We start from the raw sequence: 24,746 nt of genomic DNA, 5'->3' as shown, positions 1-24,746 counted from the left end.
ACTGTAATTTGAGATTGGAGTGATCACGCATGGCTAAGCCAGAATTGCGTTTGGACGAAATGACGCGGGAAGAGGCTCTTCAATATTTGAACGAAACGATGAAGCCGGAAGAAGGAGTCATTCCCGCTTACATTCTGACGGATCCGACGATTTACAAGCTGGAACACGAAAAAATCTTCATGAAAACATGGGTATTGCTCGGCCACGAGTCTGAAATTCCAAACAAAAACGACTATATGCTCCGGGATCTGGCTGGTTATTCCGTGATCATTTCCCGCGGTCAAGACGAAGAAATTCGCGCTTTCTACAACATGTGTACGCACCGCGGCATGAAGCTCTGCCGTGCGGATCACGGAAACAAAGCGAACTTCACTTGTCCTTACCACGGATTCAACTTTAAAAATACAGGTGAGCTGATCGGGGTTCCGCTGCAGAATGATATTTACGGAGGTAAGCTGGATACATCGAGCATGGGCCTGAACAAAGTGACGATCGGTACGTACCGCGGTCTGATCTTCGGTACCTGGAACGACAATCCGCAGCCGCTCGACGATTTCCTCAGCGATTTCAAATGGTACCTGGACATCGGTCTGGGCCGTACGGAGATGGAAGTCGTGGGACCGCCGCAAAAATTCATCGTGCACTCCAATTGGAAAATCGGTTCCGACAACTTTGTGAGCGACTCCTACCACACGATGGTGACTCATGGCTCGATCGCACAGCTCGGCATGGTGCCTAGCGCGACATACTCGAAAAAAGGCTACCAGGTTCATACGGATAACGGGCACGGATGTCTGATCGGGATGCCGAACCCCGACTTTCCATTCCCGGAGGAGCTGAAGGACGAGTTCAAGTCTCACTTGACGACAGAGCAGTTCGATCTGATTTCCAACATGAAAAACCTGATCGGCACGCTGTTCCCGAACCTGTCCATTCTGGTATCGCACACCAAGGTAAAAGGACAGCTCATCTCCAACACAACCATGCGTCTGTGGAAGCCGATCGGACCAGACAAGATGGAGGTCATGACCTGGTTCCTGGTGGAGAAAAACGCATCCGAGGATTGGAAGTACCGTTCCCGCGAATCGTATATCCTGACCTTCAGCCCATCCGGCATTTTCGAGCAGGATGATACCGAGGTCTTCACCGATATCACAGCGGCGGCCAGCGGGGTCATGCCTTTCGCCAAGAAGCTGACCTACAACTACACAATGGGTATGCATCGTGAGCCGGTCACCGATTTCCCTGGTCCTGGTGTTGCCTACGGAGATAAATTCTCGGAAGCCAACTCACGGAACTACTACCGCTACTGGCTGAATTTGATGAACTCGTAATCGCCAAAGGAGGAAGACGCTATGAGCATGGAAATGATGCTGGCTACCTACGAATTTTCGCAATGGCTGTACCGCGAAGCAAAATTGCTGGATGATATCGACTTTGACGGCTGGTTTGCGCTGATGCATCCCGACATTATGTACTCGATGCCTGTTCGCGTAAACAAGGAAGGGATCGAGCGTCCTGACTACGCGACAGACATGTTCGCCTTTCATGACGACCACCACCTCCTGTCCCTGCGTGTAGAGCGCTTGAAGACAGATTACGCCTGGGCGGAGATTCCTCCGTCCCGCACGCGCCGCTCCGTCAACAACGTTCGCGTAGAAGAGTACGTACCCAATGAGCGTGCAGTCGTCAAAAGCTATCTGCTCTTGTACCGAAGCCGCTCGACGGATATTCACCACGATTTGGTCTCCGGCGAGCGCACGGATGAATTCCTCTATGTGGATGGCGAGTGGAAGCTGTCCAAGCGTTTCTTCGTGATCGACCAGACTACGATCAACACACGTAACCTGGCAATTTTCGTATAGGAGGCATGACGGGGATGGCAGAGCTTTCCGGAAAATCGGTATATATCACAGGAGGTGCCTCCGGGATTGGCAAAGCGGTCGTAGAGGCATTCATCAAAGAAGGGGCAACCTGCACCGTACTGGACCGATCGGCAGATGGGCTTCGTGAGCTTGAGCAGCAGCTGGGAGACAAGGTCCGCACCATCACGGGCGATGTGACTGTGTATGAAGATCATCAGCGAGCCGTGCAATGTGCTGTGGAGGCATTTGGCAAGTTGGATATTCTCGTGTCCAACGCAGGTGTGTTCGATGCATTCGCCAAATTCGTCGATGTCACGCCGGAAGCGATGTCGGAAGCCTACGACATGCTGTTTTCCATCAATGTGAAAGGGAGCTTTTTCGCTGCAAAAGCGGCGGTAGATGCACTGAAGCAGACGCGGGGGAACATGATCTTCACCGTGTCGGGCGCAGGCTTCTATCCTGATGGCGGAGGCGTATGGTACACGGCGAGCAAGCATGCTCAGATCGGCCTTTTGCGTCAGCTCGCTTTCGAATTGGCTCCGGATATCCGGGTGAATGCCGTGGCTCCCGGCGGTACATTGACGGCGCTGTCCGTCATCCCGCCCCTGCGTCCGTTTGTCAATATCGTGGACAACGAGACGAAGGCGAAGAGCATCAAGAGACGCAACCCGCTTCAAATTGCCATGGAAGCAGAAGATCATGTGGGCGCATATGTCTTGCTAGCTTCAGACAAAGCCCGTGCGATCACCGGCGAGGTGCTTGCCAGCGACGGTGGGCTGGTCGTGCGCGGACTCGGATAGGAGGATACAGATATGAGAGAAGCCTTACTCGGAACCAGTGAACTGAACCAGATTTGTTTTGTTGTGGGTGACATCGAAAAAGCAGCGGGGGCGTTCGCTACCCTGCTCGGCGTGGAAAAGCCGAATTGGTTTTTGACGGGGACGCGCGAGGTTTCCCAGATCGTCTACAACGGCGTGCCGACTGATGCGCGCAACAAGCTGATCTTCATCAATACGCCTTCCGTACAGATTGAATTGATCGAGCCGGACCAGGAGCCGAGCACGATGAGAGACTTCCTGAATGAGCGGGAAGGCATCCACCACGTGGCTTTCAATACGGATGACATGAAAAAACAGGTGGCGCTGCTCGGAGAAAACGGGTACCCCGTCATTCAAACCGGTGAATTTACGGCTAGCAAAGGTCGCTACGCTTATGTGGATACTGTTCCGGCTTGCAAGACGATGGTCGAGCTGCTGGAGCGCGACGAGCCCCAGCCGATTCCTCCGGTGAAACCAAGAGGGGCAGATGATCCGCAGCCCCTTCTCGGAACAGACACGCTGACGCAGATCGCGGTCGTGGTCAAAGACCTGGATGCAGCGGCTGATGCTTACTGCTCTCTCTTGGGAGTGGAAAAGCCGAACGTGCTGAAAGAAGGTCCGAGCGAAGTGACGCAGGTGGTCTTCCGGGGAGAGGAGACCGAAGCAAAAGCACGCTTCCTTTTCATCAAAACGCCGCTGATCGAGATCGAGCTGATCGAGCCAGGCGATTCACCCAGCACGTGGAAGGAACATCTTGAGACGAAAGGCGAAGGCGTCCACCACATCTCCTTCCTGGTGAAAAACATGGACGAGAAAATCGCGCTCATGGAGGAGAAAGGTTATCCTGTGATTCAGACAGGGAACTTCTGGAACGGGAAGGGCAGATACGCCTACATGGATACGACTTCTGATTATCATGTGATTATCGAGCTTCTGGAGAAATTCGAAGGATAACGGGTGTAAATGAAAGGTGGGACGGATGCCTCAGGTTCCAGAAAGGAGAGAGACACGACGTTGGCAAAACTTGAAAAAGATCGATACAGTTCCAGCTCCCTTATGAGGGGATTGGAAATCTTGCGGCTATTTAGGGCAGAGCAACCAACGCTTTCTCTGGTGGAAATCGCCAACCAGTTGGGGATTAGCCGGACGGCGCCGTTCCGGTTATTGTTTACACTGCAATCACTCGGCTACTTGAAGCAGAATGAAGAAACGAAACGGTACGAATTGACCCCAAAAGTGCTGGAGCTTGGCTTTGCCTACCTGAACACGCTGCAAATCACCGAGGTTGCGAGACCGTTCCTGGAAAAGCTGCGGGATGAGACTGGCGGTTCTGCTCACATCGGCATCTTGGATGACACTGCGGTCGTTTTTGTGGCGGTTCAACAGGCGCGAGGGCCATCGACAGTCAGTGTTTCGATTGGCTCACGCCTGCCCGCACATGCGACGGCAGTAGGGAAGATCCTGCTGGCCTTCCAGCCGAGGGAAACGTGGGAAGAGCTCTTGCTGCTATCTGATCTGCAATCCTACACCAAGGATACGAAGACGATGATGACTGCGATCCTCAAGGAGCTGGAAGTGGTACGCACACAGGGGTATTCCGTCAGCAGCGGGGAGTTTGAGGTGGGAATCCGCTCTGTGTCTGCCCCGATTTTTGATGAGACGGGAAAAGCTGTCGCAGCCGTGAGTGTCGCAGCCCATGAATCGATCATGCCGATCGAGCGTGTGGAAAAGCACGTACTGCCGTTGATTTGCGAATCAGCGGAGAAGCTGTCCGCATTCTACGGTTACCGGGAATCCAAAAGGATGGGATAAAAGATGTCGCTGAAAACAGAATGGGTTCATTTTGAACAGAATGGCGCCCTGCATCGCATGTACACGTCCCGCATGGAGCGGGCAAAGACGCCACTGCCTGTCGTCCTCGTGATCCAGGAGATTTGGGGTACGGATGCCCATATTCTCGATCTGACGGATCGCTTTGCCAAGGCCGGCTTTTTGGCTGTTGCACCCGATCTGTACGCGGTAGAGGGAAAAAGGCCACAGAGCATGACAGAGGAGCGTATCGAGCAGGTCAAAGCTTTCCTCGAGACGCTGCCGCCGCCTGCATGGCATGATGCCGTGGCACGTGAGGCTGCTCTGGAGCAACAGCCTGAAAAAGCACGTGAGGAGCTCCACGCGACGTATGCGGATGTATTTGCCAACCTGAAGCGTTTGCCGCAGCTTTTGGAAAAGCTGCAGGCAGCTGTGGCCTTCCTCGGGGAGTACGAGCTGTCCAAAGGGCAAAAGGTAGCATCCACAGGCTATTGCATAGGTGGAGCGCTCTCTCTGCTCATGGCTTCCACAGAACCTCGACTGGCCGGGTCTGTGGTCTACTACGGACATCTGCTGAGCAAAGAGCAGATTGCCACCATTCAATGCCCTGTTCTCGGATTTTTCGGTGAGCTGGATAGCAAGATCAATGCCCATTTGCCAGAATTCATCGAGGACATGAAAGAGGCAGGCAAGGCATTCACGTTTGAAGTCTATGAGGGGGCGCACCACGCTTTCTTCAATGATACACGCGGTGCCTACCATGTCGGTGCTTCTCGTGATGCATGGCAGAAAACGCTGAAATTCTTCAATCGGATACTGGTATAAAAAGGGAGGAAACCCTCTGTAAGAGTCGATATGGCTCTTATGGGGGGTCTTTTTTTCATACCCATAGCTCATTGTTTATAAGCAAATAATATTTTGACTTTTTTTAAGGTTTTCAATATTGACAACTATATAACCCTAGCATAATATTTATATAGCAAAACTCTGTTTCTAATACAAAACACACAAGATTATTTCCGGGGGGTCACTTATGAGAAAAAGCATGGGAAAAATCGCAATGATAGTGGGTCTGGCAGTCGGGTTGACAGCCTGTGGATCGGGGCAATCCGCCCAGCCATCCTCTCAGCCTGCGTCTGGCGGACAAGCAGCGGGTGGAGGAAGCCAGCCGGTAGAGATCCGATTAGGCGGCGGCTTTTCATCCGAGGAGCCGTTTTGGCTGATGCAGGTAAATCCTTCCTTGACCCCGCATCAGGGAAAGAGCTACACACTCAACATTACGCAGTTCCGTGCCAATGCTGACCGTCTGAATGCTTATCAGGCAAACCAGATTGACATTGCATCCATCGGTCAAGGTGCCACTTTGGTCGCGGCTTCCCAAGGTATCCCGCTCAAAGTGATCGCCTCTGTCATTAAAGAAACGCCAGGAAAAGGCTTCAACACCATGTTCATGGCGCTAAACGATTCCGGCATCAACAGCTTGGCTGATGTCAAAGGAAAAGTCATCGGAATTCCTGACTTCAAATCTCCGACAGACATGTGGGCGCGAGCTGCCGTTCGCTCCGCCGGACTGGATCCGGACAAAGATGTGAAATACGCCGTGATTCCGATCCCTTCGATGACGGAAGCAGTGAAGTCCAAGAAAATCGACATCGGCGTATTCCCGCAGCCGTTTGGGGCGACAGCGCTGAAGGGCGGAGAATTCAAGGAAGTGTTCAACGCAAAGACAGGCGTTCAGGTAGATGAGGACTTCTTGTCCATGATGGCGAACCCCGAGTTCCTGAAAAACAACGAACAAGCAGTAAAAGACTTCCTGAGCGATTACGTGGCTGCGCTGAAGTACTACAACGAGAATGGTCCAGAAGCTCGTAAATTGTTGATCGAAAAACAAAAAGTGAAAGCAGATCCAGACATCTACATCAATCTGACCGATAACAACCGCTCTACTGACGGTAAAGTGGATCAAGAAGGCTGGAAGAGTGTGCAAGACATTTTGTTGCAAGAAAAATGGCTGGACAAGCCGGTTGACCTGAGCACGATCATCGATATGTCCTACTTGCCGCAATAAACGCTTTTATGAACGGCGGTCCCTATTTCCCAGCATAGGGGCCGCCGATGTTATGTAGCCCCAAAAAACAGCGAAGGAGAAGATCGGCATGCAAACCAAGACACCCGCTATCGATATCGAGAAGTTGCGCAAAGTCTATACGCGAGGAAAAGAAGAGGTCACCGCGATCCAGGAAATCAGCCTGCAGATCCCGGAAGGCAAATTCGTCAGCATCGTGGGTCCCAGCGGCTGCGGCAAAAGCACCTTTTTGCACATCGTAGGAGGCTTCATTCCCAAATCGACGGGAACGGTGCGCATTCGGGGAAAGGAAGTCGACAAGCCGGGGCCGGACCGCGGCATGATGTTTCAGGAGTCTGCTTTGTTCCCATGGAAAAACGTGTACGACAACGTCGCCTGGGGGCTCGAGGTGCAGGGAGTGGAGAAGGCAAAGCGCGACGAGATCGTGGAGCATTATTTGAAGCTCGTTCACCTGTGGGACTTCCGGAACAACCTTCCATCCGAGCTGTCCGGCGGGATGAAGCAGCGCATTTCCCTCGCTCGTGTCCTCGCTTTCAATCCGGACGTTCTGCTGATGGATGAGCCATTTGGGGCACTCGACGCACAGACGCGGGAAAAGATGCAGGTAGAGCTGCAGCGCATCTGGCAGGAGTCAAACAAGAGCGTCATGTTCGTCACGCACGACATCGACGAAGCCGTCTTTTTGAGCGATATCGTGGTCGTCTTCAGCGGTCGCCCTGCAGTCATCAAGGAGATCATCGAGATTGACTTCGCGCGCCCCCGTCAGCTCGACGTGCACAAGACACAGGAATTCCTGGACATTCGCAATCATATTTGGGACCTGCTCCATCAAGAACACAGCAAGGGCGGAGAGGATGATTTCTGATGGATAAACGCTTGCACAAAATCGCCTTGATCGAAGTGGTCGCATTGCTTGTCGTCTGGCAAGCTCTTGCCTCGCTGCAGTGGATCCCGGAGTACCTTTCCAGTCCGGTGGTAATCGGGAAGGAGCTGTGGGCCATGATCGTGAGCGGCGATTTGTTCACCAATGCAGCGGCCAGCCTGTATCGTTCCATCATCGGATTTTTGCTGGTGGCACTCATCGGGATCGTGCTCGGGATCGCGGCGGGCTATTTCAAGCCGATTGGAACCTTCTTTAGCCCGATTGTGGATGTGCTCAACCCTGTACCGAAAATTGCCTTGCTTCCTATTTTAATGGTGTGGTTTGGCATCTCAGACACGACGCGCGTGCTGCTGATCTTTTTGACGGCCTTTTTCCCTTGTTTCATCGCGACGCAGGACGGCGTGCATGGAGTTAAGCAAGTTTACGTCTGGGCGGCGCAAAACATGGGTGCGAGCCGCATACAAATCTTGTGGAAGATCATTTTGCCTGCTTCCTTGCCGAAGATTTTTGACGGATTGCGCGTCTCGCTCGGTTTGACGTTTGTCATGATGTTTTCCTCGGAAATGATTGGCTCCTCCAACGGTTTGGGGCTGGGCTTCATGATCTTGACCGCAGACATGGCGGGTCGCACGGACCTGATGTTCGTCTCCATTTTCATCATTGCTGTGCTCGGCTTTTTGTTTGATCGAATTTTACTGGCTGTCCGCGCGCGCTTGCTCTGGTGGTCGGAGAACAGGGGGTAGACATACATGAAAAAAGGATGGAATGTCCTCATCCAATACCAATCGCTCATCTGGATCGTCTTGGCCTGGGAAGTGATCGCATTCATGCATATCATGCCGGAGCGTCTCTTCCCGTCGCTGACTAAGGTGGTCGTGGTCGCATTCGATCTGATTTCGTCCGGGATGCTCATGGAAAACCTGCCGACGACACTTTTCAGGGTCTTTGCCGGATTTGGCCTGGCGATCCTTGTCGGAGTGCCTCTCGGGCTTTTGATGAGCCGCTCGGCTATGCTCAATGATGTGATGCAGCCGATGTTTTCCCTCGGCTATCCGATCCCGCGCGTGGCACTGTACCCGATTCTCGTATTCATTCTGGGACTGGGCTCAGCTTCGAAAATCACCTTGATCTTTATCGAGTGCCTGTTTCCGATCGTGCTCAACACCTATTATGGCGCGACCCGTGTCGGCAAGCTCTATCTGTGGGCCGGACAAAACATGGGAGCGAGCAGCAGCCAGATCTTTTGGCGCATCCTCCTACCGGCGACGATGCCTTCTATCTTTACGGGGCTGAAAATTGCCCTGCCGCTGGCGTTTATCATCGCTGTGCTGACGGAAATGATCGGCTCCACTGTCGGCATGGGCTATCTGCTCAGCTACATGTCTGCCTCGTTGATGCAGGAAAAAGTACTGGCTGGCGTTCTCCTGATTACACTGGTCGGGTATTTGCTCAATCTTCTGCTGCAGTTCATTCAGCGGAAATACGTTTTTTGGCAGTAGTTACAGGAATTATCTCACAACTTCGAATATTGACTTTTGAAGAAAAGGGTCGTATAATCATTTTAAATACAAAACAACGTTTTTTATATAAAACATATTAAGGAGGCATTACCCATGAGTGAACAAAACATCACGATTGAAGAGTTTGAGCAAAAGTTTGTAGCCCGCCTGGAAACAAGAAAGCTTGACTACAATGCACTCTCTTTCCAAGAGGAAGTAGATCCAAAATACCGTCGTGCACAATGCCGTTATGTGGGTACTGGCGGCGTAGCTACAACGGACAGCAACGTCATCCAAGCAGGCAACTTCACCCTGAGCAACATGTACCTGCCAGTCGGTGCAGAAGGTCCTCTTCACCTGCATAGCGACGTAGAAGAAGTATTCTTCGTCATCAAAGGGAAAATCGTTGCTTTGGTACAACTGGGCGATACGGTACATGAAATCCCACTCGGCGAGCGCGATTGCATCTGGTCTCCTCCAGGCTACTACCGCGGTGTTCGCAACGTGGGTGATGAAGAAGCGATCATGGCTGTCATGCTGGGCGCTCCAAAACCACAAATCCCTACGTACCCAGAAGGCAGCGATCTGGAAGCGATCCGCGTAGAGCGCGCGAAAGCGAAAGCAGCGGCTGCAGCAGCAGAACAGCAAAAATAAGAAGGAATGTCTGGGAGAGCCTGCCACCACAGGCTCCCTCCTATACAGCGAAAGGACCGGCACATATCGCAGCCGGGTCTTTTCTTTTCTGGCACGGAAACAACAGATTCGAGGTGAATGATCATGCCATACGCACAAGTAGGAAACCTCCAGGTTCATTACCGGACGGCAGGAGAGGGTGCTCCGCTCATTTTGTTACACGGGTTAGGCAACAATTCGCAGTCATGGTCCCGCCAGCTCGCTGGCCTCAAAGAGCACTTTCAGGTCATCGCGTGGGATGCGCCCGGCTATGGGGACAGCTCGGATCCTGATCCGGAGTTTCGCACGTTTGGAGAGCTGGCTGATATCCTCAAAGGCTTCATTGACTCACTCGGGTTCGAGAAAGTTTTCCTGCTCGGGCATTCGATGGGGAGCACGACGGCCATGGAGTTCTGTTCGAAGTACCCGGATTACGTGGAAGCGCTGATCTTGGCAGCAAGCACTCGCGGAGGACGGACAAACCCGGAAACGAATGAACGCAAGCTCAAGAACCGCCTGCACAACGTAGAGAATCTGCCGCCGCAAGAGCTGGCTGAGCTGCGCACACCGGACATGTTCTCTCCGTACGCAGCACCCGAACTGATCGCCGAGGCGAAACGCATCATGTCGATGGTACGGCCACCCGGCTATCGCTCTGTGGCATATTCGCTCTATCACGCCGATCAAACTGAAAAGCTCGCTTCTATTCAAATGCCGACGATGCTCATCTGCGGAGAAGATGACAAGGTCACTCCTGTAGCCGAATCCCGCATCGTGGAACAAGGAATCGCGGGCTCTTCCCTACAGCTCATCCCGCGCGCAGGTCATATGTGCTATCTCGAACAACCGGAGGAGTTTAACCGCCTCGTTCTTTCTTTCCTTACGACATATGGCAAGGAGGAAGCGAAATGAAGATCGGTATCATCGGCGGGGGAACTGTCGCGACCTTTCTGATCAAGAGCATCAATGTGGAACATCGCTTGCCAGGCTGCACGGTAGATTCCGTCCTGCTTCGCAAAGCGGATGTCGCAGCGGCGTGGGAACGGGATTATGGGACACGGGCATTCACGGATGTGGAGGCGTTTCTTTCTTCCGGCATCGATCTCGTCGTAGAAGCGGCCACTGTGGAAGCGGTACGCGACTATGCCGAGCTCGTCATTTCCAAGCGCAAAGACCTGGTTATCATCAGTGTGGGCGCATTGGTCGACCAAAAGCTCTATGATCGTCTGAATGAAATCTGCCGCCAGCTGGGCACACACATCCACCTGCCATCCGGTGCGATCGGAGGCTTGGACGTGATTCACTCGGCTATGGCGCTGGGGCAGCTGGACGAGGTGTCGCTGACGACGCGCAAGCCGGCAACATCCTTGCTCGGACGCCAGGTGGAGGCGAGGGAAGTCGTCTTTGACGGAACGGCGACCGAAGCCATCAGCCGCTTCCCGAAAAACATCAATGTAGCCATCGTGCTGTCGCTCGCTGGACTGGGCTGTGACAACACGCGAGTAAAGATCGTAGCCGACCCGGAAGTGACGAAAAACATTCATACGATCGAAGCGGTCGGTTCTTTTGGCAAGATGAGCATCCAGCTGGAGAACGACCCGATGCCGGATAATCCAAAGACAAGCTATCTGGCGGCATTGAGTGTGCTCTCTACGCTGAAGAAGCAAACCGAGCGCATTTCGATTGGTTGACTGGATGCTTTCCACGGTTCGCTCTTGTTACGTTGACGTGTGACGACTACAATAGGTGAGAAGGTACCAATTGCATGTCCCTCATTGAAAGGAGTAACAAGCGCTCATGCCGAAAACGGAGAAAGATCGGTATCTTTCTAATTCCCTGATCCGGGGATTGGAAATTTTAAAAATGTTCGACGCTTCTCATTCCACGCTGAGTTTGGCTGAAATCGCCGCCAAAATGGGGGTAAGCCGAACCGTTCCATTCAGATTTCTCTATACGCTTCAGCATCTGGGCTACCTTTTTCAGGATGAGACGACCAAGCGCTATCAGCTGACACCCAAGGTCATGGAGTTGGGGTTTGCTTTTTTGAACACCATGCATCTTCCGGAACTGGCAAGACCGTATTTGGAAAAACTGCGGGATCAGACAGGGGCTTCCGCTCACATCGGGATATTGGATGGGACCGAGGTCGTCTACATAGCGCGGGCTGCTACCTCTACCAGCTTTTCTACGCTGAATGTCATGATCGGCTCTCGCTTGCCAGCCCATGCGACCTCGATGGGGAAGGTGCTCCTTGCTTTCTTGTCCCCCGAAAAGCGTGCGGCGATGCTGGAGACGATCCAATTGCAATCGTTTACCACACAGACGAAAACGATGATCGAGGATTTGAATGCGCAGCTGGATGAGATCCGCCGCAACGGCTATGCCGTCAGCAACGAGGAATTCGAGATTGGCATTTATTCCGTGGCATTCCCGATTTTCGACCGGGATGGAGTCATTATGGCAGCCGTCAATATCGCTTCCCCGACGAGCATGATCAACGAGAGCACGATCGAAACGCAAATCATCCCGGCAGTGCGTGAGGCCGCCCATGCGCTTTCCGGTTATTCCAAGTAAGGCAAACGAAAGTCCGTTCCGAATAAAAAGCTGCTGCTCCGTGTGGGAACAGCAGCTTTTTGCTGTTTACAGGTCATGGTCGATGGAAGGCGCGGAGGAAGGCTGCAGCAAGCCTAGACTGTCCCTAACCTCATAGCTGTGTGCAATTCCCCTCCACAAGCCAACTGGATTTCATTGACAAAATGGGCGAGTGGAGGTATTATTTAGAGCATAAAACAAAGTAAAGAGGTAGGAATAATATAAATTAGAATCTCTTGAATAAGAGGAGGGAACCAGATGGCAAAAAAGCGGGAAGCGCTGGATGATCAGGTGAGGGAGCGGATCGCGAGGGCGCTGGAAGATTTGGAGTACGGCTCCATACACATCGTGGTTCACGATTCTCAGGTGGTTCAGATTGAGCGGACAGAGAAGTATCGGCTGCCTCCTGAAAAAGCAGAGAGCAAAAACGTTTCTGTGCGCGCGAGCAAGTAAAAGAGAGAGGGCAATGAAAAGAGAGGAGGATCAAGAATGGCAGGCGTTCTGGTAATTGGTGGAGATCGAGTGGGGGCAATCGAAAACAGGCTGCAGGAGAAAGGCTTTCGTCACGTCTATCACGTATCGGGCAGAAAAAAATCGGATGTCAAAGCAATGATCCCGTCAGACACGGAGCTGATTCTTGTATTTATCAACTTTGTCAATCACAATCTCTGCAAAAATATCAAGAAGCTCGCCAAGCAAAAACAAGTGCCTATCGTCTTTTGCAGACGCTCCTGTGACGCAATCGACCTGTATGAGCCAGTCATTAGCTAGCAGGAACATGAAAAAGAGGGGTATTCGCCGGTGAATAACCATATTCACTCGCGAATACCCCTCTTTTCTGTCGAATGGACGCGAAGAAAATACAAGTCATGCGGGATGGAGGAAATGGTATTCACGGATGAATAAGGGGGATTCGGAATAACTGTAAATTTCAGGTGGCATGGAATTTGCTGAATATGTTGCGCATCGGCTATTGAAAGCAATTTAGGAGGGAAATCATGAAACGATCAGTTGCCATCATGAGCGTGCTCGTTCTGCTGACAGGACTGTTTGCAGGGTGCAGCAACAACAGCGCAAGCCCGTCCCCATCATCCCCATCGAGTTCTCCACAGGCGGAACAAAAGCAGACTGCTCCGCAAATTTTGCGCATCAATGCGGCGGAGCCTGAGACGCTGGATTCCGGCATGTCCAATGACGTGATCTCGGGTGCCTTTATCCGTTCGCTCTACGATTCCTTGGTGCGCCTGGACAAGGATGGCAAGCCGGTACAATCCGTTGCGTCCGATATCAAAATCTCCGATGACAAAAAGGTCTATACGTTTACCCTGCGCGATACGAAATGGAGCAATGGCGATCCTGTGACGGCAAACGATTTTGCTTTTGCCTGGATGCGCGTGCTCGATCCGAAGACGGCAAGCGGCTCCGCCTATAAATACTACCCGATCAAAAATGCCCGTGCGTATTACCAGGGGAAGGCCAAAGCGCAGGATGTAGGGATCAAGGTCATGGATGACAAGACGCTGGAGGTCACGTTGGAGAATCCGACTCCGTACTTCCTTACGTTGGCGACCTTCTACTATCCGGTCAATCAAAAGGTCGTCGAAGGAAACAAAGACTGGGCGAAAAAGGTACAGAGCATTGTCACCAACGGCCCTTTCAAGCTCGCAAACTGGGAGCATAAAAACAAAATCGAGCTCGTGAAAAATGACCAATACTGGGACAAAGAAGTCGTGAAGCTCGATAAGATCGACTTCTCCATGATCGAGGATACCAACACGGAGCTCGAGATGTTCAACAATGGCGATCTGGATTGGGCGGGCGGTCCGATCAGTGCGCTGCCGGCTGACGCCATTGGGCCGCTGCGTGACGAAGGCAAGCTGGAAACGATGGCTCGCGCGACGAATTACTACCTGTTGTTCCAGACGGAGAAACCGCCATTCACGAACGAAAAGATCCGCAAGGCGTTTTCCTACGCGATTAATCGCAAGGACATCGCGGACAACATCGGACAAGCAGGTCAGACTCCGCTGATGGGCTTCGTCCCGCTGTCAGCCTCGCTAAAAGCGGATGGCTACTTCAAGGATAATGACACGGAGACGGCGAAACAGTTATTGGCAGAAGGCATGAAGGAACTGGGAATTTCCCAGCTGCCTGAAATTACGTACCTGTACAACACTTCGGACCTGAACAAAAAGATTGCGGAAGCCCTGCAAGCGCAGTGGAAGACAGTGCTTGGCGTAGATGTGAAGCTGACGAACAAGGAACTCAAAGTCATGTTTGACGATCAGGAGCATGGAAACTACATGATTTCCCGATCCGGCTGGACGGGTGACTACAACGACTCTGTCAACTTCCTGGAGCTGCTGATGGAAAAGAACAGCTCCAACAACTCCACTCTCTGGCATAGCGAGAAGTACGTAGATCTGGTCCAAAAAGCGTACGCAGAACCGGATGAGAGCAAGCGCAATCAGCACTTGATGGAAGCGGAGACGATTCTGATGAATGAAATGCCTGTCACGGGTATTTACAGCAGCGTCAACTCCTGGGTGCAAAGCGACAAGCTGAAAGGCATCACCGTAGACCCATTGGGTTATATCGATTTCAAATGGGGCTATATGGAGCAATAGGGAAAAGATGTTGGAGGGATGATCATGCGTACATGGCAGCAAGTGATTGATGAGGTATTGATCGATGCACCGGGAGTGTTCGGGGTGGCGGTCACTCATTTGGAGACGGGAGAAGCAGCGGGCAACCTCGATGACCAACCGTTCCAGCTCGCGAGTGCATTCAAGATCCCGATTTTGGTTACGCTGATGCGCGATGTGGAGGAAGGCAAGCTCAGGCTCGATCAGCGCGTGCCGCTCGTATGGGACGAGCGTGTTCCCGGATCGGGTATTTTGCAGGAGCTGGATGCGGGCGCAGCATTGACGGTAAAGGACTTGGCCACGCTGATGACAATCGTCAGCGACAACTACGCGACGGATCTCATTTTGAACCTGGTTGGGCTGGAAAATGTAAACGCCCATATGCACGAGCTCGGTCTTGCCCAGATCCATCTGCGGCATACCTGTTGGCAGCTGCTCAATCATTGCGTCGGCATGGAAGAGCCTGCGCCATCTCCTGCCGGCTTCGCTGAATACGAGCGCCGGGAAGAGACAGAGGATTACGAAATCTTGCTGGATGTCTCCCAGGGTTCGCTGGAGAACAACGTAGCGACTCCGTCTGACCTGAATCGTTTGCTGGTCATGATCGCAAACAAGGAGATCCTCACTCCCGCCTCCTGCGAGCTGATGATCGACATTTTGCGTCGTCAGCATTACAACACCCGTCTGCCGTATTTGCTCCCTCCAGGAACCAAAGTGGCGCACAAGACGGGGACGGTAAACGAAGTGGTCAACGACGCGGGCATCATCTATTTGCCAGAAGACAAAGGGGCCATCGCGATCGCGGTGCTGTCTCGCGGCATCAAGGACAAGCAGGCGGCGGAGCTGACGATTGCACGCGTGGCGAGAGCTGTGTATGACGTGGCGATGGGGAGCGAAGACAAGTGAGCCAGTGGATACCGGCATTTGAGGCATTTGCAACGACCTTGCTTGCGAACGCAAAAGCTCCTGGGGCCGCAATCGGCGTGATGCGTGAGGGAGAATGGCTGTATCAAGGAACCTTTGGGCATCGGGATCGCGAGCAGGAGCTTCCGCTTTCCATGGATACGGTTTTTGGCATCGCATCTGTGACCAAATCGTTTACGTGCGTCGCAATTATGCAGCTGCAAGAGGCAGGCAGGCTGTCTGTCCATGATCCTGTCGTGGCTTACCTGCCGGAGCTTACGATCGGGGAAGAGGCCTGGAGACAAAAGATGACGATTCATCATTTCATGACGCATACGCCGGGGATGCCGCCCTTGCCATTTCTGGACGGTGCCATGAAGCGCAGCTTGGAGCGAGATCCAGCCATCCAGGGAACGGAGTCAGAGCTGGAATTGCAGAAGCTTCCTTATCTCGATACGTACGAAGACGTGCTGGCAGCCATCTCCGGATTTGACGGGGGGGCGCTGGGGGACCCGGGAGAGGTGTTCAGCTACAACAACGATGCGTACGGCTTGCTCGGTGCCATCATCGAGCGGGTGAGCGGCCAATCCTATGAAAGCTACGTCACCGAGCATATCTTGCAGCCGCTGGGAATGAATCGCACTGTGTTTGACGTGCAGGATCTGGACGAGCAAGATGATGTGACCATCTTGTACACGAACAAAAAGATGGAGGGCGTCGACCAGGTGATTGCGGCCCCTATGTGGCATGACGCTCCGGCTATGCGAGCAGCGGGCTTTCTCAAATCGACCGTCCGTGACCTATTGACCTATCTGGGGGTCTTCTGCACCAATGTCCCAACGCAGGGGGCACAGATTTTGTCACCCGAGAGCATTCAGCTTATGAAGGGAACCTACGCGAGATGTGACGGCTATCGCTCCTACGGTTATGGACTCATGATCTCCCCGGCTTTTCCCGATGGACTCCTCATCGAGCACGGAGGATCGCTAAAGGGGATCAGCTCACACATCTTTGCCCTGCCGGATACCGGTCTGACAGGCGTTGTTCTGGCCAATCTCGATGGCGTGCCAGTGAGAGAGCTTATGATCGGATTGCTCCATTCGATCGCTTCCCGCGAAGCCACTGCCCCCCTATACCCGATCGAGAGCATTTCACTGACAGAAGATCAGCAAGCCGACTACATCGGACGTTTTGAGTCGCAGGAATGGCTGAATGCGACCATCTCCCAGAAGGAGGGGCAGCTGTTTGTGGAGGTAGATGGACTCTCCTATCCGCTCACTCCTGTGGAAAAAGACAGCTTCGTTTTCAAGCGAGGAAACTCGATCGTGTGGATCGACTTTTTCCGATCTGCTTCAGGAGAGGTCGAGAGGATGAGCTACGCATTGAGACAGCTGCAAAAGGTCAAAGCACAGGCAGCCGTCGAATAATTTCCAGACAGATCCAAAAAAGGAAGAAGGGACAATTCGTTTTCTAGCGAATTGTTCTTTTATTTTACAAATGGGCGAAAAGCTGGTGGGGAGGTAAGAGATGACGCGAGAGGCGGCGACAACGAATTGCCTGGAAAATCTGCTGGCCGGGCTGGAAGCAACCGTAGACTTGCACATGGAAGCGATGGCAGCGATGGGAGAGCCTATTTCGCGCTATTACCGGCAGTATCAGAAGCAGCAGCGAATCGGTATACATGGTCTCTTACTGGAGACATTTCAACAGATGTTCACGAGTCCGGGTGAGTTCGCTGTCTACAAGGAAGCGTTGGCGATTGAGGCGTTCAAATGGGGGGAGAGGTGGGCTCAGGCAGAGATCCCCAAGGAAGTATTGCTGGAGGTGCTCTATCATTTGCGTCTGCAAGTCTTCCAGGCAGTCAGGGATACGTGTCCCCATTCCGAGAAAAAAGAAGAACTGCTCATAAGACTGCACGAGATTCTCAGTTTGCGCTACCACCATACGATGCGCGGCTATCTGACGTACAAAGACCAGCAGATCAGCCTGTTGCATCAGCAAAAAATTGGGGTCATCGGACAAATGGCGGCGGGGATGGCGCATGAGATTCGCAATCCTCTCACGGCCATAGGCGGATTTCTGCAGCTCATGGACACGAATCTCAGCGAGAGCCAGGAGAGCTCCCGTTTGAACGTCGAACAATTTCGCCAGTACATCCAGATTTGTCAGCATGAGGTCCAGACGCTGGAGCAGCTCGTGACCAGCTTTTTGATCCTGGCCCGCAAGAATGAGAGTGTCGAGATGACAAACAAGCAAGTGGAGCTGCGAACGCTGCTCGAGCGCGTGCACAAGCTGGCGAGTCACTACGTGGTTGAAAAGGATGTGCAGCTCAGCTTTCAGTACGACAGAGAGGAGTACCGCATCTGGGCCATCCCATCGTACGTGGAGCAGATCGGCTTGAATCTGATCAAAAACGCGGTAGATGCTGTGGAGTCAAATGGCGAGGTCCAAGTGAGCGTGCGATTGGCACCAGAGGAAAATGGGGTTCAGGTCCGCGTCGAGGATAACGGCTGCGGCATACCGGAGGCACGCATCAAGCACTTGTTTGAGCCGTTTTACACGACAAAAGAAAAGGGAACGGGGATGGGGCTGTCCGTCTGTAAACAACTGATGGAAGAAATGGGCGGCAAGATTGCCGTGCAGTCGGTGGTGGGTGTTGGGACGCGGATCGACATTCACTTTCAGACCAAGCTGTAAAGAGTGCGGATACACGTATTCTTGTACGGCTTTTTTATTTTTACAAAAAATTTTATAGAGTACAAAAAATTGTTGAAGCAAAATCTTCGGAATAGTATGGTTAAAGTGAAAACGAGAAAGGCGACGAGGTGAACAGAGATGTCGAAAGTGGAACGCCGCTTGAAGGAGTTAGGCTATGAATTGCCGCCCGTCCCGCCAACGATGGCCAATTACGTATCTTGTGTGCAGACCGGCAGCGTCATCTACACGTCAGGGGCAGGCTGTTACGTAAATGGAAGCCCGATGTATCTGGGCAGATTGGGTACGGATGTGACCATCGAGCAAGGTTACGAGGCGGCAAAAGTGACTGTACTCAATCTGCTGGCCATTCTGAAAAGCGAGATTGGCGATCTGGATCGAATCACGAGAATCGTCAAGCTGTTCGCTTTGGTCAGCAGTGCGCATGATTTCTATGAACAGCCCCGTGTGATCAACGGAGCTTCCGATTTTCTCATCGAGATTTTTGGAGAAGCGGGAAAGCATGCACGGGCGGCAGCGGGGACATCCGTATTACCCTTCAACAACCCGATTGAAATTGAAATGATTGTGGAGGTAAGTCCAGCATAATGGACTTGGAATCTAGGAAAAGCGAGGCAGCTATGAGAAAAACACATCCGATTATCGCGAGCTACATTCCGGTCGTAGAAGGATTGGCGCGGACGTTCGGGGAGCATTGCGAAGTCGTTCTGCATGATCTGACAGGCGATTTCTCTTCGACGATCATCGCCATTCACAACGGACACATCAGCGGGAGACAGGTCGGTTCGCCTATCACGAATCTGGCATTGCAGTCGCTGCGAAGCGCCAAGGACAGCGATGAGGATTTTGACCTCAACTACCGAAATGACACCATCAAAGGAAAGCAGATCAAATCGAGCTCGATTTTCATCAAGGATGAGCAAGGAGCCATCATCGGGAGCCTGTGCATCAATCTGGATATCACGCATCTCGCTAAGGCTCAAGCGATGCTCGGCTCGATGATGGCCGTAGAGGACAAGCGCGGGGCGCAGAAAACCGAAGAGAACTTTGCTCCGACCGTGGGCATTCTCATGGAGCAGATCATCGAAGACTGCCTGAAGCGGACAGGCAAACCGATCGCTCTCTTGCAAAAGGAGGAAAAGATTCAATTTATCCACCTGCTGGATGAAATGGGTCTCTTTTTAATCAAAGGCGCCGTACAGCATGTCGCTGATTTGCTGGATGTATCCAAATTCACGATCTATAACTATCTCGAAAAGAAGTCCCCACAATCATAGGAACGGGAGATGAACCGCATGGCAGAGGTAACCAGAGAACAGGCTCGCCAGTTTCATGACAGTGCGCATGTATTGGATGGACATTTTGATCTGTTGATGGATGTGGAAATTCAGCGGGGTTATGGACGGACGAAAATGATCGAGACAGAATACTTGCCGCGGTTTCAGGAAGGCGGGGTGCATTCCATCGTCGCGGCAGTGTTTGTAGAGGATGCCTTCGTACCGGAGATGAGCCTGCGCAAGGCGCTCGATCAGATCAGTGCGTTATACGCGGAGGCTGCGGAGTCGCCGGAGAAGATCGTCATCGCCAAGAGCCTGGAGGATCTGCACCGGGCAAGACAGGAGCAGAAAGTTTCTTTCATCCTGTCTTTGGAAGGCGCTGAGCCCCTCCACAACGATTTGAGTCTTTTGCGCGTATTTTACGAGCTCGGGGTTCGTATGATGGGCCTCGTCTGGAGCAGGCGCAACTTTGTTGGTGACGGCAGCTTTTTTGCCCCTGTGCGGGAAGGGAAAAAAGGGGGCATCACCGATTTCGGCGTGCGCCTGATCGAGGAAGCGGAAAAGCTGGGGATCGTGATCGATGTCAGCCATTTGAACGATGAAGGCTTCTGGGACGTGATGGAAGTCACGGAAAAACCGGTGATCGCCTCTCATTCCAACTGCCGCAGCCTGGTACCGACGATGCGCAACCTGACGGATGATCAGATCAAGGCCATCGCCCTCAAGGACGGCCTCATTGGCTTGAATGCGTTTAGCATGTTCACAGCGAATAGCAGCGCCGATGCGACGCTGGAGCGGCTCATCGATCACGTCGACTACATGAAAAAGCTGGTCGGCGCAGGGCACATCGGACTCGGGCTCGATCTGTGCGATGACTTGACCAAATATTTGCCGTTGGACAAGATCGCGAAGGCAAAAGAGATGCCCTTTGACGTGGTAAAAGGACATGTGTCGCTGCCAGAAATCACACGAGAACTGATGAAGCGCGGCTACAAGGACGCAGAAATCGAGGGAATCCTGGGGGGTAACTTCCTCAGAGTCTATCAGGAAGTGTGGAAGTAGGAGCGAGAATCAGGAGGAATGGCATATGGCGCACACGCAAAACGAAGGGACGACCTTTGGCTACTATCAATCAGGCATTCTCGTCGCACAAATCCGCTTCATAGATGGCGAAGTCTGGGATCAATTCATCGGGTGGGAGCGCGGGATGGCTGCCGACGTTCCATTCACACTGCTGACTGAAGAGGGATCAGGCTATGAGCTGCCTGTTCTCGATTTGAGCAAAAAGCTTCTGGAATGGAACCAGCTGGACTGGGAGAGCCAGGACGTGGTATTCCCACCGAGCGGCGGTCACTACCAGCGTCACGAGCCCATCGACGGGATGGTCGGGGGTGGTGAGAAGCGAGCGTGGATCTGGGCGATCCGCGATGCTGCTCAGCCTATCGACTTGATCATCTGCGAGAACGAGGTCATCGCGTTTGTGTTGACGGGACGCGGAGACAGCGTCGTGCTGGCCAAAACAGGCTTTGAGGACGTGACACCGCTCAAGCTGTGGCAGGATCCGCTTTTGTCCAAAGCAAGCTACGGTGTTCATCGTGCGGGAAGGCACGATGTCGTGATGAGAGATGGAATCCGCTTGGCGACGGAGGTCTGGCTGCCAGCGGACCTGGAGGCAGGGCAGCGGGTGCCGACCATTTTCATGCGCACCCCTTACGGCCGGATGGATGCCATTTTCCGCCGACTTCCATTCGTGGCTCGCGGCTATGCGCTGGTCATGCAGGATACACGCGGGCGTGAAGACTCCGAGGGGGAATGGGTGCCACTCGTCCATGAGCGAAACGATGGCGACGACAGCCTCACCTGGATCGCCAGCCAGGACTGGTCGGATGGAAATGTGGGGATGCTGGGCGGCTCGTACGTCGGCTACGTACAGTGGGCAGCGGCCTCCAGCGGCAATCCCCATCTCAAGGCCATCTTCAGCTACGTGACAGTAGGGACTCCGTATGTGGATATTCCACGCAAAGGCGGTACGATTCTGGGTGGTCTGTCATGGATCTTCATGATGGCGGAAAAACGACGCAATGTGGCAGCGCTTTTCCGGGATGACTGGAGCGAAGTCATCAAGGTTCGCCCGATCAAAGAAATTCCCCAAAAAGTGCTGGGCAAGGAAATTCCTTTCTGGACGAAATGGATGGAGCATCCGGACGGCGACGAGTTCTGGGCCATGTCTGACTGGAAGCGTCACGCGGAGCTTGTGAAAGTGCCTTCTCTGCTCGTTTCCGGTTGGTATGACGACAATGGGATGGGGACGAGCGAATCATGGGAAGTCATCTCCCGCAATCTTCCGGAACACTCGCGGATGATCCTCGGTCCGTGGTACCACAAGGCAAATACGACGAGGGAGATTCACCATGTTCCGTTTGGCAACAATGCCATCCGCTACGATCTCGATGTCACGCAGCTGCGCTGGTTTGACCGTTACTTGAAAGGTGTTGAAAACGGGGTCGAGCAGGAGCCGCGCGTCGAGTACTACATGGTAGGGGAAAACCAGTGGAAGAGCTCGCAGACCTGGCCTCCAGCCGAAGCGACGAGCACGAGCCTGTATCTTCGCAGTGGCGGACGTGCAAATACGAGCAGCGGGGATGGGACGCTCGCCTTGTCAGTGCCGGGAGACGAGCCGGAAGATACGTACGATTTCGATCCACTGGATGCAGCGCCCTATTTATTGGATCTGTCGGAAAACGAAAACAGCGTCCCGGAAAACTATCGGGAGGTAGAGATGCGAAAGGATGTCCTCGTCTATACGTCCGAGCCGTTGGAAGAGGAGGTCGTCATCGCCGGAGAAATCTCGGCTGTTCTTTATGCGGACAGCTCGGCGCGCGACACTGACTGGCTGGTGCGATTGTGCGACGTCGATGAAGAGGGCAATTCCATACGCCTCTCGGACGGGATCATCTGCGCTCGCTACCGTCACTCTTTCGAGGAGCCGCAGCTGCTCGTCCCCGGACAGGTCGAGCGCTACGAGATTCGCATGAGCAAGATCGCCAATGTGTTTCGCAAAGGGCATCGCATCCGCGTCAGTGTCACGTCGGGTGCAGAGAATTTCTCGTTCCCGAACCCGAACACAGGAAATGACCTCGCGACCGAAACCGAGACGATTGTCGCCCATCAGCGCATTTATCACAACGAATCATATCCAAGCCATATCAAGCTGCCTGTTTTGAAGCGAGGGTAAAGCCGACAAGGAGTGGTGCCTCATGTTTGAATATGACCGTTCATTGCCATTAGGTTTTGAGGAGTATTCATCTATCGAGAAGGATGCCTTTACGATTCGAGATGTTTCTTATGCAAGCCCTCTTGACGGAAAAGTACCTGCTTTTTTGGTCGTTCCCAATAGAGAATCTCAACCTTCTCCAGCGGTTATTTTTATGCACCCCGGTCAAGGAAATCGGACGACGTTTTTATCAGAAGCGGAGGCTCTCGCTTCGAGGGGGGTGTTATCTCTTTTGATTGATGCGCCTTCTATGAGAAATCCCCCTCAAACGATGGATCCGAAGAACAAAAAGTAGCACGTTTGGTAGAGGAGATCGTTGATGTGCGAAAATACATTCAAACCGTTGTAGATCTTCGAAGAGGGGTTGATCTCCTTTCTACTTTTGAAAACGTCGACATGAATCGTCTTCTGTATGTTGGACATAGTTTGGGGGCGACTTGGGGCGGGGTGCTGGCCGGTGTTGAAGAACGTATCAAGGGTTATGTCCTCATGGCAGGCTTCTCTAGAGTGTCAGAATGGCATGAAACGAGTGAGCACCCGTTCGCAGCCTTCATTCGCCAGCAATTATCCAGTGAACGGTTTGATGCTTTTCTATCGAGGCTAGAATCTTTGGATGCGGTTCATTACATCAAACATGCTGCTCCTGCCTCTCTTTTTTTCCAGTTCGTACAAGATGATCCATTTGTATCGACTGCACAAGCGGAAAGGTACTTTGATGCTGCAAGCTCACCAAAGGAAATCGCCTGGTACGAAACGGACCATCTCTTCACAAATTGCAATGCCGCCTATCAGGAGCGAACGCAATGGATTCATCGGCAGCTGGAGGTTTGCTAGCTTAGCGGCAGCATCAAGGACGCCCCTTCACTACGTCGGGACGGGTTCCCGGCTTCTTGCGTAGATTCGTTTTGTTTTCGGAGCCTATCCCTGTCATAATAGAGACCAGAAGGAATACGCTCAGGATGTGAAACGATCATGCAAATCATTGTGTTTGACCTGGAAACGACTCTGACGCATCAGCGAGATAAAATACCGGAGATCATTGAGATTGGAGCCGCCAAGGTCGTTCCCGGCAAGAATGGAGTAGAGGTGGATACCTTTCAGCGTTATACCTTTCCTGCCATCGAAAGAAGAATCACCGAACGCACCCGCAAGTTCATCGGTTTGGATAAGGAAAACATGCCGACATTCATTCCGTTCCGCACCGCATTCGCGTCGTTCCTCGAGTGGATCGGAGACGATGAGGACTATTACCTGTGCACGTGGGGCATGGATGACAAACGTCTGATGATCGAGCATTGTGCCCGGTTTGGCCTTGATTTTAACTGGATGCGCAACTACAACGACATCCAGCCGCCGATCAGCATGATGCTGGCGGATCGCAAGCAAATGAGTCTGAAGGATGCCATTGATGCCGCAGGGATCGTACAGGAAGGCCGACTCCATTCGGCATTGGTGGATGCGATACATACCGCTCATCTTTTGATCAAGTTTAACAAGCAGGTGCACCTGGTAAACAATACCCCCATGGAAAATTACAACCTTTCCAGCTCCTTGTATATCACCTGCCGTTCCTGCAAAAAAAGCAAGTACTACACTTCCTTTGGACGCAAGAGCAGACGGTGCGAGGCGTGCCTGCAGCACAAAAAGCAGCTGGAGCAGCAAGCAGAGTCAGCGAGCGTACCGCAACCGCAAAACTGATTCCACCACC

Annotated in this window: 27 protein-coding genes; all 27 read left to right on the top strand. The window is 52.8% G+C overall.

Annotated features, from left to right (window positions below; all coding sequences use genetic code 11):
• Positions 1-29 precede the first annotated feature (29 nt).
• The 27 genes from JNE38_RS24475 to JNE38_RS24350 all read left to right on the top strand — a co-directional run bounded on the left by JNE38_RS24475 (position 30) and on the right by JNE38_RS24350 (position 24,736).
• A complete protein-coding gene (locus tag JNE38_RS24475) occupies positions 30-1,334 on the top strand; it encodes an aromatic ring-hydroxylating dioxygenase subunit alpha (protein WP_203353701.1) in 1,305 nt (434 codons plus the stop codon).
• Positions 1,335-1,355: 21 nt separating this feature from the next.
• Entirely contained in the window at positions 1,356-1,865 is a 510-nt protein-coding gene (locus JNE38_RS24470; RefSeq protein ID WP_203353700.1) for an aromatic-ring-hydroxylating dioxygenase subunit beta, read from the top strand.
• A gap of 14 nt (positions 1,866-1,879) precedes the next feature.
• Positions 1,880-2,665, top strand: a complete 786-nt coding sequence (locus tag JNE38_RS24465) for an SDR family NAD(P)-dependent oxidoreductase (RefSeq protein WP_203353699.1) — start codon at positions 1,880-1,882, stop codon at positions 2,663-2,665.
• A 12-nt stretch (positions 2,666-2,677) separates the two neighbouring features.
• A complete protein-coding gene (locus tag JNE38_RS24460; protein WP_203353698.1) occupies positions 2,678-3,637 on the top strand; it encodes a VOC family protein in 960 nt (319 codons plus the stop codon).
• A gap of 9 nt (positions 3,638-3,646) precedes the next feature.
• Complete coding sequence (locus JNE38_RS24455) at positions 3,647-4,495, top strand: IclR family transcriptional regulator (RefSeq protein WP_275296604.1); 849 nt, start codon at positions 3,647-3,649, stop codon at positions 4,493-4,495.
• 3 nt (positions 4,496-4,498) lie between these two features.
• Entirely contained in the window at positions 4,499-5,317 is an 819-nt protein-coding gene (locus JNE38_RS24450; RefSeq protein ID WP_203353696.1) for a dienelactone hydrolase family protein, read from the top strand.
• Positions 5,318-5,525: 208 nt separating this feature from the next.
• Positions 5,526-6,560 (top strand): ABC transporter substrate-binding protein, encoded by a 1,035-nt coding sequence (locus JNE38_RS24445; RefSeq protein WP_203353695.1) that lies wholly within the window; start codon positions 5,526-5,528, stop codon positions 6,558-6,560.
• An 88-nt stretch (positions 6,561-6,648) separates the two neighbouring features.
• Positions 6,649-7,443: an ABC transporter ATP-binding protein gene (locus tag JNE38_RS24440; RefSeq protein WP_203353694.1), complete on the top strand. Its 795-nt coding sequence runs from the start codon at positions 6,649-6,651 to the stop codon at positions 7,441-7,443.
• On the top strand, positions 7,443-8,204 hold the full coding sequence (locus JNE38_RS24435; RefSeq protein ID WP_203353693.1) for an ABC transporter permease: 762 nt from the start codon (positions 7,443-7,445) through the stop codon (positions 8,202-8,204). The genes JNE38_RS24440 and JNE38_RS24435 overlap by 1 nt, the downstream gene beginning before the upstream one ends.
• 6 nt (positions 8,205-8,210) lie before the next feature.
• Positions 8,211-8,960: an ABC transporter permease gene (locus tag JNE38_RS24430; protein ID WP_203353692.1), complete on the top strand. Its 750-nt coding sequence runs from the start codon at positions 8,211-8,213 to the stop codon at positions 8,958-8,960.
• Between the two features lie 114 nt (positions 8,961-9,074).
• Positions 9,075-9,614 (top strand): cupin domain-containing protein, encoded by a 540-nt coding sequence (locus tag JNE38_RS24425; RefSeq protein ID WP_203353691.1) that lies wholly within the window; start codon positions 9,075-9,077, stop codon positions 9,612-9,614.
• A gap of 123 nt (positions 9,615-9,737) precedes the next feature.
• A complete protein-coding gene (locus JNE38_RS24420; RefSeq protein ID WP_203353690.1) occupies positions 9,738-10,544 on the top strand; it encodes an alpha/beta fold hydrolase in 807 nt (268 codons plus the stop codon).
• A complete protein-coding gene (nadX, locus tag JNE38_RS24415) occupies positions 10,541-11,323 on the top strand; it encodes an aspartate dehydrogenase (RefSeq protein WP_203353689.1) in 783 nt (260 codons plus the stop codon). Before JNE38_RS24420 ends, nadX begins: the two co-directional genes overlap by 4 nt.
• A gap of 106 nt (positions 11,324-11,429) precedes the next feature.
• The gene (locus tag JNE38_RS24410) at positions 11,430-12,206 is read left to right on the top strand and encodes an IclR family transcriptional regulator (RefSeq protein WP_203353688.1); all 777 of its coding nucleotides are present in this window, start codon (positions 11,430-11,432) and stop codon (positions 12,204-12,206) included.
• Positions 12,207-12,482: 276 nt separating this feature from the next.
• Positions 12,483-12,677 (top strand): YezD family protein, encoded by a 195-nt coding sequence (locus tag JNE38_RS24405; protein ID WP_203353687.1) that lies wholly within the window; start codon positions 12,483-12,485, stop codon positions 12,675-12,677.
• A 36-nt stretch (positions 12,678-12,713) separates the two neighbouring features.
• Complete coding sequence (locus tag JNE38_RS24400; RefSeq protein WP_203353686.1) at positions 12,714-12,995, top strand: DUF2325 domain-containing protein; 282 nt, start codon at positions 12,714-12,716, stop codon at positions 12,993-12,995.
• Between the two features lie 227 nt (positions 12,996-13,222).
• A complete protein-coding gene (locus JNE38_RS24395) occupies positions 13,223-14,851 on the top strand; it encodes a peptide ABC transporter substrate-binding protein (RefSeq protein ID WP_203353685.1) in 1,629 nt (542 codons plus the stop codon).
• Between the two features lie 24 nt (positions 14,852-14,875).
• On the top strand, positions 14,876-15,775 hold the full coding sequence (locus JNE38_RS24390; RefSeq protein ID WP_203353684.1) for a serine hydrolase: 900 nt from the start codon (positions 14,876-14,878) through the stop codon (positions 15,773-15,775).
• Positions 15,772-17,199 carry a serine hydrolase gene (locus JNE38_RS24385; protein ID WP_238933446.1) on the top strand — a complete coding sequence of 476 codons (1,428 nt, stop codon included), beginning with the start codon at positions 15,772-15,774 and terminating at the stop codon, positions 17,197-17,199. Before JNE38_RS24390 ends, JNE38_RS24385 begins: the two co-directional genes overlap by 4 nt.
• A gap of 100 nt (positions 17,200-17,299) precedes the next feature.
• Complete coding sequence (locus JNE38_RS24380) at positions 17,300-18,469, top strand: sensor histidine kinase (protein ID WP_203353683.1); 1,170 nt, start codon at positions 17,300-17,302, stop codon at positions 18,467-18,469.
• 138 nt (positions 18,470-18,607) lie between these two features.
• Complete coding sequence (locus JNE38_RS24375; RefSeq protein WP_203353682.1) at positions 18,608-19,075, top strand: RidA family protein; 468 nt, start codon at positions 18,608-18,610, stop codon at positions 19,073-19,075.
• A 32-nt stretch (positions 19,076-19,107) separates the two neighbouring features.
• The gene (locus JNE38_RS24370) at positions 19,108-19,764 is read left to right on the top strand and encodes a helix-turn-helix transcriptional regulator (RefSeq protein WP_203353681.1); all 657 of its coding nucleotides are present in this window, start codon (positions 19,108-19,110) and stop codon (positions 19,762-19,764) included.
• Between the two features lie 18 nt (positions 19,765-19,782).
• The gene (locus JNE38_RS24365) at positions 19,783-20,826 is read left to right on the top strand and encodes a dipeptidase (RefSeq protein WP_203353680.1); all 1,044 of its coding nucleotides are present in this window, start codon (positions 19,783-19,785) and stop codon (positions 20,824-20,826) included.
• A gap of 25 nt (positions 20,827-20,851) precedes the next feature.
• Positions 20,852-22,999 carry a CocE/NonD family hydrolase gene (locus JNE38_RS24360; RefSeq protein WP_203353679.1) on the top strand — a complete coding sequence of 716 codons (2,148 nt, stop codon included), beginning with the start codon at positions 20,852-20,854 and terminating at the stop codon, positions 22,997-22,999.
• A 22-nt stretch (positions 23,000-23,021) separates the two neighbouring features.
• Positions 23,022-23,333 carry an alpha/beta hydrolase family protein gene (locus JNE38_RS30825; RefSeq protein ID WP_238933445.1) on the top strand — a complete coding sequence of 104 codons (312 nt, stop codon included), beginning with the start codon at positions 23,022-23,024 and terminating at the stop codon, positions 23,331-23,333.
• 26 nt (positions 23,334-23,359) lie between these two features.
• The gene (locus JNE38_RS30820; protein WP_238933444.1) at positions 23,360-23,872 is read left to right on the top strand and encodes a prolyl oligopeptidase family serine peptidase; all 513 of its coding nucleotides are present in this window, start codon (positions 23,360-23,362) and stop codon (positions 23,870-23,872) included.
• Positions 23,873-24,010: 138 nt separating this feature from the next.
• Positions 24,011-24,736: a 3'-5' exonuclease gene (locus tag JNE38_RS24350; RefSeq protein ID WP_203353678.1), complete on the top strand. Its 726-nt coding sequence runs from the start codon at positions 24,011-24,013 to the stop codon at positions 24,734-24,736.
• Positions 24,737-24,746: the final 10 nt, after the last annotated feature.

The organism is Brevibacillus choshinensis, assembly GCF_016811915.1.
In the GTDB taxonomy this organism is placed as follows: Bacteria; Bacillota; Bacilli; order Brevibacillales; family Brevibacillaceae; genus Brevibacillus; species Brevibacillus choshinensis_A.
The sequence above is the reverse complement of the archived record's forward strand: the minus strand, read 5'-3'. Positions and strand labels throughout refer to the sequence as shown.